General features: G+C 67.8%; 12 protein-coding genes. 3 read left to right on the forward strand and 9 right to left on the reverse strand.

Annotated elements, in window-relative coordinates; translation table 11 throughout:
- Positions 1-7 precede the first annotated feature (7 nt).
- The 3 genes from narJ to ABIC50_RS14620 are packed head-to-tail and all read right to left on the reverse strand — an operon-like array spanning position 8 to position 6,008.
- Positions 8-709 carry a nitrate reductase molybdenum cofactor assembly chaperone gene (gene narJ / locus ABIC50_RS14610; RefSeq protein WP_354164884.1) on the reverse strand — a complete coding sequence of 234 codons (702 nt, stop codon included), beginning with the start codon at positions 707-709 and terminating at the stop codon, positions 8-10.
- Positions 706-2,241 carry a nitrate reductase subunit beta gene (gene narH / locus ABIC50_RS14615; RefSeq protein ID WP_354164887.1) on the reverse strand — a complete coding sequence of 512 codons (1,536 nt, stop codon included), beginning with the start codon at positions 2,239-2,241 and terminating at the stop codon, positions 706-708. The genes narJ and narH overlap by 4 nt, the downstream gene beginning before the upstream one ends.
- Positions 2,238-6,008, reverse strand: coding sequence for a nitrate reductase subunit alpha (locus ABIC50_RS14620; RefSeq protein WP_354164890.1), 3,771 nt, complete (start codon positions 6,006-6,008; stop codon positions 2,238-2,240). Before ABIC50_RS14620 ends, narH begins: the two co-directional genes overlap by 4 nt.
- 427 nt (positions 6,009-6,435) lie before the next feature.
- On the opposite strand from ABIC50_RS14620, the gene ABIC50_RS14625 reads away from it, so the two are divergent.
- Complete coding sequence (locus ABIC50_RS14625; RefSeq protein ID WP_354164893.1) at positions 6,436-7,626, forward strand: tetratricopeptide repeat protein; 1,191 nt, start codon at positions 6,436-6,438, stop codon at positions 7,624-7,626.
- Positions 7,627-7,732: 106 nt separating this feature from the next.
- On the opposite strand, the gene ABIC50_RS14630 is transcribed toward ABIC50_RS14625, so the two are convergent.
- Both ABIC50_RS14630 and ABIC50_RS14635 read right to left on the reverse strand, forming a co-directional pair.
- Positions 7,733-7,924 carry a DUF2964 family protein gene (locus tag ABIC50_RS14630; RefSeq protein ID WP_011660611.1) on the reverse strand — a complete coding sequence of 64 codons (192 nt, stop codon included), beginning with the start codon at positions 7,922-7,924 and terminating at the stop codon, positions 7,733-7,735.
- Positions 7,925-7,938: 14 nt separating this feature from the next.
- Positions 7,939-8,418 (reverse strand): universal stress protein, encoded by a 480-nt coding sequence (locus tag ABIC50_RS14635; protein WP_105832331.1) that lies wholly within the window; start codon positions 8,416-8,418, stop codon positions 7,939-7,941.
- A gap of 265 nt (positions 8,419-8,683) precedes the next feature.
- On the opposite strand from ABIC50_RS14635, the gene ABIC50_RS14640 reads away from it, so the two are divergent.
- Complete coding sequence (locus tag ABIC50_RS14640) at positions 8,684-9,445, forward strand: 2-keto-4-pentenoate hydratase (protein WP_354164896.1); 762 nt, start codon at positions 8,684-8,686, stop codon at positions 9,443-9,445.
- A gap of 42 nt (positions 9,446-9,487) precedes the next feature.
- Here the strand turns inward: ABIC50_RS14640 and ABIC50_RS14645 are convergent, their stop codons facing one another.
- Positions 9,488-9,721 (reverse strand): hypothetical protein, encoded by a 234-nt coding sequence (locus ABIC50_RS14645; protein ID WP_354164899.1) that lies wholly within the window; start codon positions 9,719-9,721, stop codon positions 9,488-9,490.
- A 5-nt stretch (positions 9,722-9,726) separates the two neighbouring features.
- On the opposite strand from ABIC50_RS14645, the gene ABIC50_RS14650 reads away from it, so the two are divergent.
- Positions 9,727-11,139: a 3-deoxy-D-arabino-heptulosonate 7-phosphate synthase gene (locus tag ABIC50_RS14650; protein WP_354164902.1), complete on the forward strand. Its 1,413-nt coding sequence runs from the start codon at positions 9,727-9,729 to the stop codon at positions 11,137-11,139.
- Positions 11,140-11,184: 45 nt separating this feature from the next.
- On the opposite strand, the gene ABIC50_RS14655 is transcribed toward ABIC50_RS14650, so the two are convergent.
- From ABIC50_RS14655 to ABIC50_RS14665, 3 genes are all read right to left on the reverse strand, one after another.
- The gene (locus tag ABIC50_RS14655; protein ID WP_354164905.1) at positions 11,185-12,237 is read right to left on the reverse strand and encodes a helix-turn-helix transcriptional regulator; all 1,053 of its coding nucleotides are present in this window, start codon (positions 12,235-12,237) and stop codon (positions 11,185-11,187) included.
- A 146-nt stretch (positions 12,238-12,383) separates the two neighbouring features.
- Complete coding sequence (locus ABIC50_RS14660) at positions 12,384-12,710, reverse strand: hypothetical protein (protein WP_011660617.1); 327 nt, start codon at positions 12,708-12,710, stop codon at positions 12,384-12,386.
- Between the two features lie 32 nt (positions 12,711-12,742).
- Positions 12,743-14,248, reverse strand: coding sequence for a hypothetical protein (locus tag ABIC50_RS14665; RefSeq protein ID WP_354164908.1), 1,506 nt, complete (start codon positions 14,246-14,248; stop codon positions 12,743-12,745).
- Positions 14,249-14,547: the final 299 nt, after the last annotated feature.

Genomic DNA, 14,547 nt, shown 5'->3' on the forward strand with positions numbered 1-14,547 from the left:
CCCGCGCTCACGCGCCGCGGGCCGGCCGCTTGTCGTGGAACCGCACCGTCTGCTCCGTCGACGCCGGCGTTGCCGCGCCGACGAAGCGCACGGCTTCGTCCGCATACGACGCGTCGAGCGCGCGATAGTCGTCCGCAGTCGGACGCTCGGCGGCGACGTCGTCGTCCGCGGCGGCCGGTGCATCGACCGGCGCGAGGCCGGCCATCGGCAGCAGCGCGCAGACGACGAAGCTGTAATGGCTGCCGCGCTGCGCGAGCTGGCCGGCCAGCGCGCGCAGGATCTCGCCGGTTTCGGCGAGCAGGTTGCGCGCATCGGGCGCCGGCAGCCGCGACAGGTATTCGAGGAACACGGGCAGGTAGTCGGGCAGCTCGCCCGGGTTCAGCGCGAGCCCGTGCCGCTCGTACATCTGCAGCAGGTCGACCATCGCCTGCCCGCGATCGCGCGATTCACCGTGCACGTGCTCGAACAGGTGCAGCGACGTCGCGCGGCCGCGATCGAACAGCGCGACGTAGTTCTCCTGCAGCGTCAGCAGGTCGCGCTCGCGCACGTACGCGAAGAACCTGTCGAGGCCCACACGCACCGCCTGCGGCACGCGCATGCGCTCGCGCAGATGAACTTCGATCGAGTCGAGCACGTCGACGAGCGCGTCGTCCGGATAGTCGAGCAGCGCCGCGAACGCCGCGTAGGTCGGATCGGGTGCGGTGCTCATCGCGATACCTCGTGGATCGGAATCGTCCTGGTGCCCTTCTCCTTCTTCGCGCTGAACAGGCTCGCCGACGAACGGCCGTCGGAACAGCCGTTGCCGAACGAGAAGCCGCACGACGCGCGCAGGTCGTACGCGTTCTCCGCATACTCGCGATGCGTCGTCGGGATCACGAAGCGATCCTCGTAGTTCGCGATCGCGAGATAGCGGTACATCTCCTCGACCTGCGCGAGCGACAGCCCCACCTGGTCGAGCACGCCGCGCGCGTCGATGCCGTCGACGTGGCGCGCGCGCATGAACGCGCGCATCGCGAGCAGCCGTTCGAGCGCGAGCTTCACCGGCGCCTCGTCGCCGGCGGTCAGCAGGTTCGCCAGATAACGCAGCGGAATGCGCAGCGATTCGACGTCCGGCAGGTAGCCGTTCATCCCGAGCGCGCCGCTGTTCGCGGCGGCGTTGATCGGCGACAGCGGCGGCACGTACCAGACCATCGGCAGCGTCCGGTATTCCGGATGCAGCGGGAACGCGATCTTCCAGTCGATCGCCATCTTGTAGGTCGGCGAGCGCCGTGCGGCGTCGATCCACGCGGCCGGCACGCCGTCGCGTTCGGCCTGCGCGATCACGGCCGGATCCTCCGGATCGAGGAACAGCGACAGCTGTGCTTCGTACAGGTCCTTCTCGTTCTCCGCGCTGGCGGCCTCGCTGATCCGGTCGGCGTCGTACAGCAGCACGCCGAGGTAGCGGATGCGGCCCACGCAGGTCTCCGAACACACGGTCGGCTGGCCGGCCTCGATGCGCGGATAGCAGAAGATGCACTTCTCGGCCTTGCCGCTCTGCCAGTTGTAGTAAATCTTCTTGTACGGGCAGCCCGACACGCACATGCGCCAGCCGCGGCACTTGTCCTGGTCGATCAGCACGATGCCGTCTTCCTCGCGCTTGTAGATCGAGCCCGACGGGCACGCGGCGACGCATGCCGGATTCAGGCAGTGCTCGCACAGGCGCGGCAGGTACATCATGAAGGTGTTCTCGAACTGCCCGTAGATGTCCTTCTGCACGTTCTCGAAGTTGTAGTCCTTCGCGCGCTTCTCGAACTCGCCGCCGAGGATTTCCTCCCAGTTCGGGCCCCACTCGATCTTCTCGAGCCGCTGGCCGCTGATCAGCGAGCGCGGTCGCGCAACCGGCATCGCGCGTGTGTTGCCCGCTTCCTGCAGATGCGCGTAGTCGAACGTGAACGGCTCGTAGTAATCGTCGATCTCGGGCAGGTGCGGGTTCGCGAAAATCTGCGCGAGCAGCCGCCACTTGCCGCCGAGGCGCGGCTCGATCCTGCCGTCCGCACGCCGCTGCCAGCCGCCGCGCCAGCGGTCCTGGTTTTCCCAGTCCTTCGGATAGCCGATGCCCGGTTTCGTCTCGACGTTGTTGAACCACGCGTATTCCATCCCTTCGCGGCTGCTCCACACGTTCTTGCAGGTCACCGAGCAGGTATGGCACCCGATGCACTTGTCGAGGTTCAGCACCATCGCGATCTGTGCACGTATTTTCATGACGTTTCTCCCGCCCGCACCGCTTGCGTTGCCGGCTCGACCGCGCGCTCTTCTCCGTCGAGCCAGTCGATCCTGCTCATCTTGCGCACGATCAGGAACTCGTCGCGATTCGAGCCGACCGTGCCGTAGTAGTTGAAGCCGTACGACAGCTGCGCATAGCCGCCGATCATGTGCGTGGGCTTGAGCGCGATGCGCGTGACCGAGTTGTGAATGCCGCCGCGCGTGCCGGTGATTTCGGAGCCCGGCGTGTTCACGATCTTCTCCTGCGCGTGGTACATCATCACCATCCCGGACGGAATCCGCTGGCTCACGACCGCCCGCGCGCACAACGCGCCGTTCGAGTTGTAGCACTCGATCCAGTCGTTATCGACCGCGCCGATCGCCTTCGCGTCGTCCTCCGACATCCACACGATCGGGCCGCCGCGCGACAGCGTCAGCATCAGCAGGTTGTCGGTGTACGTGCTGTGGATGCCCCACTTCTGGTGCGGCGTCAGGAAGTTCAGCACGCGCTCGGGGTTGCCGTTCGAGCGCTTGCCGACCATGTGTTCGTAGCTGCCCGTGTCGATCGGCGGCTTGTACGCGCACAGCGACTCGCCGAACGCGCGCATCCACGGATGGTCCTGGTACAGCTGCTGACGGCCCGTCAGCGTGCGCCACGGCACGAGTTCGTGCACGTTCACGTAACCCGCGTTGTACGACACGTGCTCGGATTCGATCCCGCTCCACGTCGGCGACGAGATGATCTTGCGCGGCTGCGCCTGGATATCGCGGAAGCGGATCTTCTCATCCGCGCGCGCGACGGCCAGGTGCGTGTGATCGATGCCGGTGAGGCCCGACAGCGCATGCCACGCTTTCACCGCGACTTCGCCGTTGGTCTCCGGCGCGAGCGCGAGGATCACCTCGGCCGCGTCGAGCGCGGTGTCGATGCGCGGGCGCCCCTGCGCGGCGCCGTCGGCGACCGTGTAGTTCAGTTCGCCGAGCAGCTTCACTTCGTCCTTCGTATCCCAGCCGATGCCCTTGCCCGCGTTGCCGAGCTTGTCCATCAGCGGCCCGAGCGACGTGAAGCGCGCGTAGGTGTTCGGGTAGTCGCGCTCGACGGCGATCACCGCCGGCATCGTACGGCCCGGCACCGGCTCGCATTCGCCGCGCTTCCAGTCGTGCACGTCGAACGGCTGCGCGAGCTCGCCCGGCGTGTCGTGCGCGATCGGTGCGAGTACGACGTCGCGTTCGACGCCGAGATGCCCGACGCACAACTCGGAGAAGCGCTTCGCGATTCCCTTGAAGATGTCCCAGTCGCTTTTCGATTCCCACGCGGGATCGACCGCCGCCGACAGCGGATGGATGAACGGATGCATGTCGGACGTGTTCATGTCGTCCTTCTCGTACCACGTCGCGGTCGGCAGCACGACGTCCGAATACATGCAGGTGGTCGACATCCGGAAGTCGAGCGTGACGAGCAGGTCGAGCTTGCCGCGCGGCGCGTCGTCGTGCCACTTCACTTCCTCGGGACGCGCGCCGCCCGTCGCGCCAAGGTCCTCGCCCTGCACGCCGTTGGTCGTGCCGAGCAGGTGCTTCAGGAAATACTCGTGCCCCTTGCCCGACGAGCCGAGCAGGTTCGAGCGCCACACGAACAGGTTGCGCGGGAAGTTGTCCGGTGCGTCCGGGTCCTCGCACGCCATGCGCAGCGTGCCGGCCTTCAGCTGCCGGGCGACGTCGGCGCCGGCTTCAGCTGCATCGCCCAGACTCGCGCCGACCTTCAGCGGATTCACCGCGAGCTGCGGCGCGGACGGGAGCCAGCCCATCCGTTCCGCGCGCACGTTGTAGTCGATCGGCGAGCCGTGGAACTGCGTCCTGTCGGCGAGCGGCGACAGCAGCGCGCTCGGGTCCATCGTGTCGTAGCGCCACTGGTCGGTGTGCGCGTAGAAGAACGACGTCGCGTTCATGTGCCGCGGCGGCCGGTTCCAGTCGAGCGCGAACGCGAGCGCGGTCCAGCCCGTCTGCGGGCGCAGCTTCTCCTGGCCCACGTAATGCGACCAGCCGCCGCCCGGTTTGCCGATGCAGCCGCACATGATCAGCATGTTGATGATCGCGCGGTACGACATGTCCATGTGGAACCAGTGGTTGATCCCCGCGCCGATGATCACCATCGACTTGCCTTGCGTCTTGTGCGCGTTCTCCGCGAACTGCCGCGCGACCGAGATCACGTCCGCGCGCTTCACGCCGGTGATCGTTTCCTGCCACGCCGGCGTATACGGCAGATCGTCGTCGTAGCTCGCGGCCACGTCGCGCCCGCCCAACCCCTGGTCGAGCCCGTAGTTCGCGACGAACAGGTCGTAGACGGTCGCGACCAGCATCTCGCCGTCGCGCGTCGCGACGCGCCGCACGCCGATCCGGCGCGACAGCTCGGAGCCGTGAGCGGTCGAGTTGAAGTGCGCGTGCGGCTGGTTGCCGAAGTACGGGAACAGCACGTCGACCACGTCGTCGTGCTCGGCCGTGCAGGACAGCCGCGGCGACAGCGCCGCGCCCTTCGACGTCTCGCCGCGCAGGTTCCACTTGCCCTTGTCCGCGTCCGCCTGCTGCCCCCAGCGAAAGCCCACCGAGCCGACCGGCACGACGAATTCGCCCGTCGCGTCGTCGATCATCACGGTCTTCCAGTCCGGGTGCGCGGCTTCGTCGAGCGCGTCGTCGAAGTCGGATGCGCGCACGAGACGCTCGGGCACGTAGCCGTCGCCGTGCGGCACGAGACGCACGAGGCACGGCATGTCGGTGTAGCGCTTGCAGTAGTCGATGAAGTAGTCGCTCTTGCCGGCCAGGTGGAACTCTTTCAGGATCACGTGCCCCATCGCGAGCGCGAGCGCCGCGTCGGTGCCCTGCTTCGGATGCAGCCACAGGTCGCCGAACTTCGCGCCTTCCGCGTAATCGGGGAACACCGACACGACCTTGGTGCCGCGATAGCGCGCCTCGACGAGGAAGTGCGCGTCGGGCGTGCGGGTCTGCGGGACATTGGAGCCCCACATCATGATGAACGTCGAGTTGTACCAGTCGGCCGATTCCGGCACGTCGGTCTGCTCGCCCCAGGTCTGCGGCGACGCGGGCGGCAGGTCGCAGTACCAGTCGTAGAAGCTCAGGCACACGCCGCCGATCAGCGACAGGTAGCGCGAGCCGGCCGCATACGACACCATCGACATCGCCGGGATCGGCGAGAAGCCGACCACGCGATCGGGCCCGTACCGCTCGACCGTGTAAACGTTTGCGGCCGCAACGATCTCGTTGACCTCGTCCCAGCTCGCACGCACGAAGCCGCCGAGCCCGCGACGGCTCTGGTACGAACGCCGCGCGTCGTCGTCCTCGACGATCGAGCGCCACGCGTCGACGGCGCCGAGCGTGCGGCGGCGTTCGCGCCACAGCTTCACCAGCGCGCTGCGCACCATCGGATGCTTCAGGCGGTTCGCGCTATACAAATACCAGGAGTACGAAGCACCGCGCGAGCAGCCGCGCGGTTCGTGGTTCGGCATGTCGGGGCGCGTGCGCGGGTAATCGGTCTGCTGGGTTTCCCAGGTGACGATCCCGCCTTTCACGTAGACCTTCCACGAGCATGAGCCCGTGCAGTTCACCCCGTGAGTCGAACGGACGATCTTGTCGTGCTGCCAGCGCATCCGGTAGCCGTCTTCCCATTTGCGGTCTTCGTCGGTGACGGCGCCGTGTCCGTCGGAGAAGGTTGGCCTCGTGGTGGAGAAATAACGCAATCTGTCCAGGAAATGGCTCATGGGGATCTCGTTTTTCCGGTCTGTTCGCAGACCCTGATTATTTAAGGAGGTGAAATACCGGTTGTAAAGGACCATCGAATTTCGATCGCTGCGTCCTTCTCACCGTGGTCGAATCCATTGTCGGGCGAAGCGACGTATCACGATTTGATACAAATCACGATATCGTTCATCCGTCTGCAACGATCGCAAACAGGACGATCGAGCGGCACCACCTGTTATGCTGCACGCGGGCGCTCCGCTGCGCCTGCCCGTCCGTTTCCCCGTGGATCGGTCGGGCGCAATCCGCCTCGAATGGCATTGAATGAACGGCGATTCCCGTCGGGCGATCGCCGGCCCGCAGCACGTTGTTTATAGAAGACTGCGCAATGCATTCGAAGGTTTACCGGCCGTCGGTCAATAACACCTTTACCTATAAGAACCGCATTTCATGACATCACGCCTTTTCACCGCATGCATTGCCGCCGTGATCGGCTGCGCCACGCTGCCCGCCGCTCACGCCCGCACCTATATCGCGCCGACGACGTCGCTCGGCAAAGGCGCCTACGTCCATCAGTTCGTGCTGCGCGACCCGGTCACGCACCAGCCGCTGCCGAATGCGCGCTACCGGCTGTTCCTGCCGGGCCAGGTCATCGCGGGCCTGCCGGTCAAGCCGGGCCAGCACGACAGCGTCGTATTCGGCACGACCGACGACGCCGGCCGCACCGTGCGGATCCGGCTGCCGAAATCGCATCCGCAGAAGCAGTGGGTGTTCAACCCGGTCATCGGCGACGGCGACCTGGGCGAATCGTTCCGGCTCGTCAATGCGGGCAGCGACGCGCCGCTGCGCGGCTTCCCTTACCTGCTGGACGTGGAGCACGAATATCTGGCGTGCGGCCACTCGGACGCGAACGGCTACACGTACTACGCGCAATCACGCACGCCGCGCACCGTCAATCTGTACACCGGGATGCTGGGTGATTCTGCCGACACCGACTGGTGCGCGGGCCCCGGCGCGGCGATTGCGAACAGCGCAAACGTACCGGGTTCGCCGGACCTGTACACGCAATACCTCGGCAGCCTGGTCGCCAACGGCGACCGGATCGGCAGCGAGTTGCGCCAGCAGATCGTCATCAAGCTGCTGTCGCTCGCGACCGAAGAACGCGACGCCGGCCGCGTGGCCGCCGTGCTCGATCTCGGCGAGATCCCCGACGACCGCCTGAACGACACCGGCTATCGGCTGGTCGACGCGGGCGTCGCCGTCGATCGCGGGCTCGCGATGATCGACGCGCATCTCGCGAAAGCGCCCGACGATGCGTATGCGCTCGACAGCAAGGGTTGGGCGCTATATCGGCTCGGCCGCAACGACGAAGCGCTCACGTGGTTCGACCGCTCGATCGCGATCTTCGAGAAAAATGGTGACGGCGACAGTGACACGCGCGAAGCGTGGGCGACCGGCCTCACGCACAAGGGCGAGGTGTTGTGGAAGCTGGACCGCCAGGATGAAGCGCGCGATGCGTTCGCGCAGGCGAGGAAGATTCAGCCGAAGAACACGGAGCTGGCGGAAACGTTGAAGCGGCTGAATGTGCAGGAGAAGCCTGCCGAGGCCGGTGCGTCGGCGTCGGGTACGACGGGCACGTGATCCGTCACGGGCCCGCCGCACGCGGCAGGCCGTGATCGTCGGGCCCCGGCGGCCACTACCGGGCGCCGGCACGCGCCGTTAAGAGAAGACCGGTGTCTTCCCCGTCTCACCCTTCACCCTTGGGCCCCGGGTTGAGCATCACGACGAAACCGGCCACGCCGACGATCAACGCGATCGCACCGCCGCGCAGCGCGATCGCCTGGTCGAACAGCAGCCCGGTCACGACGGCCATCATCCCCGCCAGCGACAGGAACACGGCGATCGTCGCGACGACGATCCGGGACTGGCGACGTATCATCGCGCGCCCCCGTGTCAGGCCGCCGCGGCGGACGCCGGCACGTCGCCGTCGTCGCCGCGAACCAGCAGCACCGGGCACGTTGCGCCGCGCACGAAGCGCTCGGCGACGCTGCCGAGCAGCACGCGCCGGATGCCGCGCCGCCCGTGCGTGCCGACCACCGCGAGCTCGATGCCGCACTCCTTCACGTAACGCTGCAGGCGTTCCGCGATGTCCTCGCCGATGGTCTCGGTCTCGACGAGTTCGCCCTCGCCCTTCGCGCCGGCCAGCGCGATGATCTGTTCGGCTTCACGCAGCACCTTGCGCCCGTCGTCGCGGATTTCCTCGATGAGCGAATGCGGATCGAAGCGGCCCGCGTACGTAAACAGCACGGACTTGTCGACCACGTACACGACGCTGACATGCGTATCGGCCGCCACTGCCATCTTCACGGCCTCGGCAAGCGCCTGTTTCGACGAAGCGCTGCCGTCGATGGCCACCATGATCTTCTTGTACATACGAACCTCGCTGGGGTGAGTTGCCGCGAGCGGTCGCGCGCGGCCATGCCCCCATCATCGGCGGACGGCGGGTTCGAGGGTTGACGGCGATCAAGGTCCGTCCGAAGCCCGTCGTGCGGCAAAGCGCCACGCGGGGAAATCGACGTGCCGGGCCTGCGGCCGCGCCGCGCGACCGAGCAGCCAGGCTGCCGAAGGCGCTATCATCAGAGCTGCGATCTTCGTCCGGCCCCTTTTTGCCGGTTCACTTTCAACTCGCTCAACCGACATGACAACGACTACCGAACGCGTGGACGGCGCCGCCCAGCATCTCGTCGCCGCCCGCCATGCCGGCGCGCCCGGCCCGCTGCTGCCCGACGCCTTCCGCCCCGAGAACGTCGACACCGCGCTCGCGATCCAGCATCGCGTCGCCGATCTGCTCGGCGAAACGATCGGCGGATGGAAATGCGCATTGCCGCCGCCCGACCGCGTGATCGTCGCGCCGATCTTCGCGTCGACGATCCGCGAAGCCGATGCGCCGTACCGCGTCGTCGGCGGCCCGATCGTGCGGATCGAGCCGGAAATCGCGTTCGTGCTCGCGCGCGACCTGCCGGCCCGCGCGCAGCCGTACGACGAGGACGACGTACGCGGCGCGATCCGCGAAGTGCGCATCGTGCTCGAGGTATTGGGCTGCCGCTATGCGGAGCCCGCGCGCGCGTCGAAGTTCGAACTGCTCGCCGACGGGCAGTTCAACCAGGGGCTGTGCGTGGGCCCCGTCGTGCCGGACGGCCTGAACGTGCCGCTCGAGACGCTCGCGCTGTCGTTCGAAGGCGCGCTGAATCGCACGATCGACGGCCGCCATCCGGACGGCGATCCGCTCAAGCCGCTCGTATGGCTGGTGAATTTCCTCGCGTCGCGCGGCGACGGCGCACGCGCCGGCCAGATCGTGACGACCGGCTCGTATGCGGGCGCGATCGACGTGCCGCTCGGCGATGCGCTGACCGTGCGCTTCGGCGAGCTCGGCAGCCTGTCGGTAACGCTGACGGCGTAACCTGGCGCGGGCGCCGCTGCCCGGGCTGGGGTGAAGCCCACGTCAACGCGGCCCGGCGATCCTGATGAACGTGCAGCGCGCTGCGCACGACGTCGACGGCGTCACGAGCTGAAGCCGATCCACGACGGCGGGTTGGCGGCGGACCGTCGCCAGCTGCATGCCCGGCCGCTCGCGTTTCGTGGCCCGCCGGCCGGCTTCGTCCTGCCCGGCGTGATAACGTTGCACATCGTCGCCCGCGGTTCGAACCGCGGGCACGCGAACCGCTTTCACGCCCATACGCCATGTCGCTGACACCGCTGCCCGCCCTGCTCGACGAAATCCTGCTCTCCGTCACGCGCCGCTATCAGCTGCCGCCGTTCGACGGCGCGCCGACGCCGGCCGATGCCACGAACCCGGCGGCGACCCTCGCGCGCGTGATCGAGGACGCACGCCGGATGCTGGCCGACGACCGGTCTCCCGGCGCGGCGCTGCGGCAGCGCTTCATCGATGCCCTTGCGCACATGATCCGCGCTGCGATGGATCCGCATGCCGGCGATCACGCGTTTCAGGCGTCGGTCCTGCGGCACGACGCGCCGAGCGTGCGCGAATACGCGTCGCTGCATGCGCATGCCGAGCAGGACCGGCGCGCGCTGCACTCGGCCGTCAACGCGATCGCGCACCCGGCCAAGCTCGAGCGCAGCGCGCAGGCGTGGCAGCGCGACGGGCTCGCGCGGTTGCATGCGGCCGCAACGTCCGCATCGTGGGGAGAACTGCATGCCACGCTGGAGCAGTTGCTCGCGCTGCCCGGCATGGCGACCGACACCCCTTTCGAGCAGGACATCGTGAAGTTGAAGGACGGTGCCGCACTCGAACGCCTGCTGCGTCTCGACGCGCTGGCATCGGACGAACACGTCCGTCGATACCGCGCACTGTGGGTCCGGCAAGGCCCGCTCGAAGGCAGCACGGTCGCCGTCGCGCAGGGCGTCGCGTCCCAGCAGCGCGGCGCGGCCGTCGAAGCGCTGGCCGCGCAGGCGCTCGACGCACTGGCCCGCCGGCTCGACGCGATCGACCAGAAGCGCATGTACCGCGTGGTCACGTCGATGCGCGTGCCGTCATCGATACCGGGCCGCCACGACCGCGCGAAGACCGAATGGGATGCGATCCTGCTCGAACGCACGCGCGGCGACGAAGCGGCGCCCGTGTGGAACGTGCGCTTCCTCGTCGAGGCGAAGGCGTCGGCGGACGCCGCGACGACCGATTTGCCGCGACTGCTGCGCGGCCTGAACCTGCTCGCGCAGGCCGACGCGGACACGATCTATTCGTTCGAGACGCATCAGGGCACGGTGCGCGTGCACGGCGCGTCGCTGCGCGCGTTGACGACCGACGACGCGGCGCTGCGACGGGAAGTACTCTATTGCTGCGATGCGTCCGCGGACGCGACGCCGCGCCTGCTGGGCGCCGCGAGCCGGATGCAGTTGCTGTCGGCGCAGGCGAGCCTCGAATACGCGAGCGCGCTCGCGCGGCAGCCCGATACCGATCCGGCCGGCCTCGGTGTGATCTGGCAGGCGCTGCTGACGCAGCCGCAATGGCATGCGGTGCTGCATCAATACCCGTCGTTGCGGCAGGTCCGCGAACTGATGGTGGCCATCGACGACTTGCGCGCCGCGATCGACGACGCGGACGAAGGCGGCGTCGCGAGCAGCGCGTGCGCGTGAAGGTCGAAGCGGGCCGCCGCCGCATAACGGCGTCGCGCGGCCCGCTCAATTGGTGAGCACGCCGAACGGCAACGTCCATCCCGCCAGCCGGCCGCCGTCGCCCCATCGATCGTCGCCCGCACCGCAAGGCAGCAGCACCGGCGCGGCCGCACACTCGAGCGTTTCCTTCGGCGTATGGCCGAACTCGGCCTTGAACAGCCGGTGGAAATACTTCTCGTCGGGAAAGCCGTGCGCCCATGCGATTTCCGCGATGCGCCGATGGCGGCGCTGCGGATCGGCCAGCACGTGGTATGCGTGACGCAAGCGCCTGCGCGTGATCTGCCGCATCACGCCGCCCTCTTCCTTGAACAGCTGATAGAGCCGTGCCCGCGACACGCCGATGTCCCGGCAGATCCGCTCGGGCGTCAGGTCGGGTTCCAGCAGGTGCAGGTCGATGTAGCGCCGCACGCGCTCGACCAGCGCGTTGTCGATCGGGCCGCGCGCTTCGCCGAGTGCCTGTGCGCTCGGCGCCACCGCCGCCGCCAGCAGCAGCAACAACGATTGCACGACGCTCGGCACGTCGTGCATGCGCAGGTCCGGCAGATTCCGGAACAACGACAGCATCTGATCGCCGACCAGGCGGCCCACGCCGCTCGTCAGCGTCTGCCCGTGCGCTTGCGCCGCATGGCTCGGCAGCAGGTATCTGGGCACGACCAGGCTGATCACGTCGCCGGCCTCGACCCGGCAGTCGTTGATCTGCGCGACGTCGTACACGAACACGTCGCCGGCGCGCTTGATCAGCTCGGGGCCGCCGGTATGGCTCGCGAGCCGGCCGCCGAGCAGCAGCGTGAAGCGGATCGAATCCTGCCCGTCGAGCCGGATCCGCCGCGTGGTCCGGTGAACCATATAGGTCGGCGCGCGCGAGCGCCATTGCCGGCCCGACAGGATCAGCGGGCCGAGCGCCGCACCGCTCGCTTGCGCGTCGAACGGGCCGTGGCCGCCGGGGTCCTCCAGCCGGTAGTCGCACAGCATGTCCTTGACCCAGACGTGGAACCGGTCCGGCTCGGGATAATCGGTCGTGCGAAACTTGAAAACAGGGACGAATGCCGCTTGATCCATGACGGTTTTTTTATCGAGCCGACGGGAAGGAATGAATCGGTTCGTCGATTATCGGACCAAATTGCGCCGACGCAAGGCCGGCGCGGCATATCGTCCACAAGCGGTCGACCGACGCCCCGCGGCAGGCGTCGTCGTGATCGCAGCCATCAGCGTTGCGGATGGCACTCCCAGTTGTTGTACGTCGGCCGATCTATCGGCGTGAGCCCCGGAATCATGAACACCGTACAGCCGAAACGCCGGCCCTTGCCCGTCGTCGCGTTGTAACTCACCTTCTGGCCGCCCAGCGCGTCCTTCTTCCCGTACTGCACGTTGGCGATGGTGATCTCGTCGGACGACGCGAGCCCGAGCGTCTTCGCGGTCGACGTCTGCACGTCGACCATGTTCATCTGCGTCGTGCCGCACGCGGACAGCACGAGGCCGGCAACCGCGGCGCCCAGCGCGGTCCGTACGGTGCAATGCAAGGTTTGCTTCATCGTTTCTCCTTCGGTTTCCCGCGCAACGCGATTTACGAGCCGGGGGTATAGAAACTGGACTGCAGCTGGCTGCCGATACTCGCGACATACGACTGCCAGATAAGCGCCATCGACCCCGTGCCGTTGACGGCCAGCGCCGGCCACGATGCACTCTGCGCCGCCACCGTCGACGCGCTCCATGCACCGTTCCGGTAGGTGGCCGCGATGACGGCCGACGCGCCCGGCAAGCCCGTGTCCTGCCAGGCGGCCGTCACGTTGCCGGCCGCGTCGATCACCAGCGGCGGATACTGCGCGGCCGCCCCGTTCAGGTGCTCCGTCAGCCGCTGCAGCGGTCCCCAGTTGCCGCTGGCATCGGATACGCTCGCCTGCAGCACGGCGCCCCCTTCGGCCCACATCGCGGCGGCCACGCCGTTTTCGTTGACGGTCAGCATCGGCGTCGCGATGAACCCGGTCGGCTCCGCGATCGCCGGCACGACGGGCTGCGCGGGCTGCCACCCGGTGCCGGCCACGTAGCGTTGCGACATCGTCGCCGTGAGGATCTGGCCGCCCGTCACGTCGAGCTGCCCCCAGAGCAGCGTGATGTTGCCCTTCGCGTCCATGCCGGCCACCGGCGAGATGATCGTCGTGAACAGGCTCGAGTTCGAGACGGCCTGGTTGACGTCGGTCCAGCCGTTGGTCGCGTCGTAGGTCGCCGTCCACAGCGCCGACTTCGTATGGTTGGTCTGCCGCCATGCGAGCACCGCGCGGCCGGACGGCAGCACCGACATCATCGGCCTCACGTTGTCGGTATCGCCGGTCACCGCGCCGGGCCCGGTCTGCACCGGCATCTGGATCAGCGCCGTCGGCGACCACTGTCCCGCCTGCGTATAGCGTGTCCATGCGATGCGCGTATCGAGCAGGCTGATCGATTGCGTCCACGCGACGAGCGCGTTGCCCTGGCTGTCGATCCCGGCCGTATAGGACGAACCGGCCATGTCCGCCGCCAGCTCGAGCGGCGCGCCCCATCCGGTAGCCGGGCTGTACGGGCGCGCCCACAGTGCGTACGTGTTGGGGCCCGGCATCCATTCCGTCCAGAACGCGACCGCTTGCCCGCTCGCGTTGCCGACCAGTTGCGGCTGAACGCCGGTCAGCCCGTTCATCGAGTGCGAACCGTCGCTCGTGTCGAGCCGCGTCGCGCTGGCCCAGCCCGAGCCCGGGACATAGCGCGCGCCCCACATTTCGTTGCCGTTCGTGCCGGCCGGGCCAAGGGTCATCCACGTGGCGAGCGCATTGCCGCTCGCGTCGATCGACACGCTGGGGTCCCCTTCCGGTCCCTTGCCGTCCACCGCGACGGCCGTCGACCAGCCGGCCTGCGGCTGCGCGGTGCCGCCGCCCGTCGGGCCGCCGCTCGAACCGCCGCCGGGCGGTGTCGTCCCGGACGGCGAACCGGGAATGCCGGGCGTCGACGACGACGCGCCGCCGTTCGTGGCGACGTCGTCGCCGCCGCATGCGCTCAGCGCGAGAACGGCTGACACGACCAACCATGTAATGGGTTTCATCGGAATCCTCTTGTTTTCTTTTTTCGGCATGCTCTCGTCTGCCGTTGGCCGAAACGCCGCCGCATCGCGTCTGTCGGCCGATCGATTAGCAATACTATTGAACAGGCATGCAACGCGGCGCCGTTTCATGTCCCCGTCAGGATCGATTCCGTCGCGCGGATCAACCCGAACGCCGCCTTCTGCAGACCACCCCCGTCGGACGGCGAAGACGACGACTTGTCGTCGATCGCCGGATGTCCGTCACTGCCGGCTGCATCTTAATTCATGCGCTCCGGATTCAAGGTGGCGTTGCGTCTACA

It is taken from the genome of Burkholderia sp. 567, assembly GCF_040545115.1.
Lineage (GTDB): Bacteria > Pseudomonadota > Gammaproteobacteria > Burkholderiales > Burkholderiaceae > Burkholderia > Burkholderia ambifaria.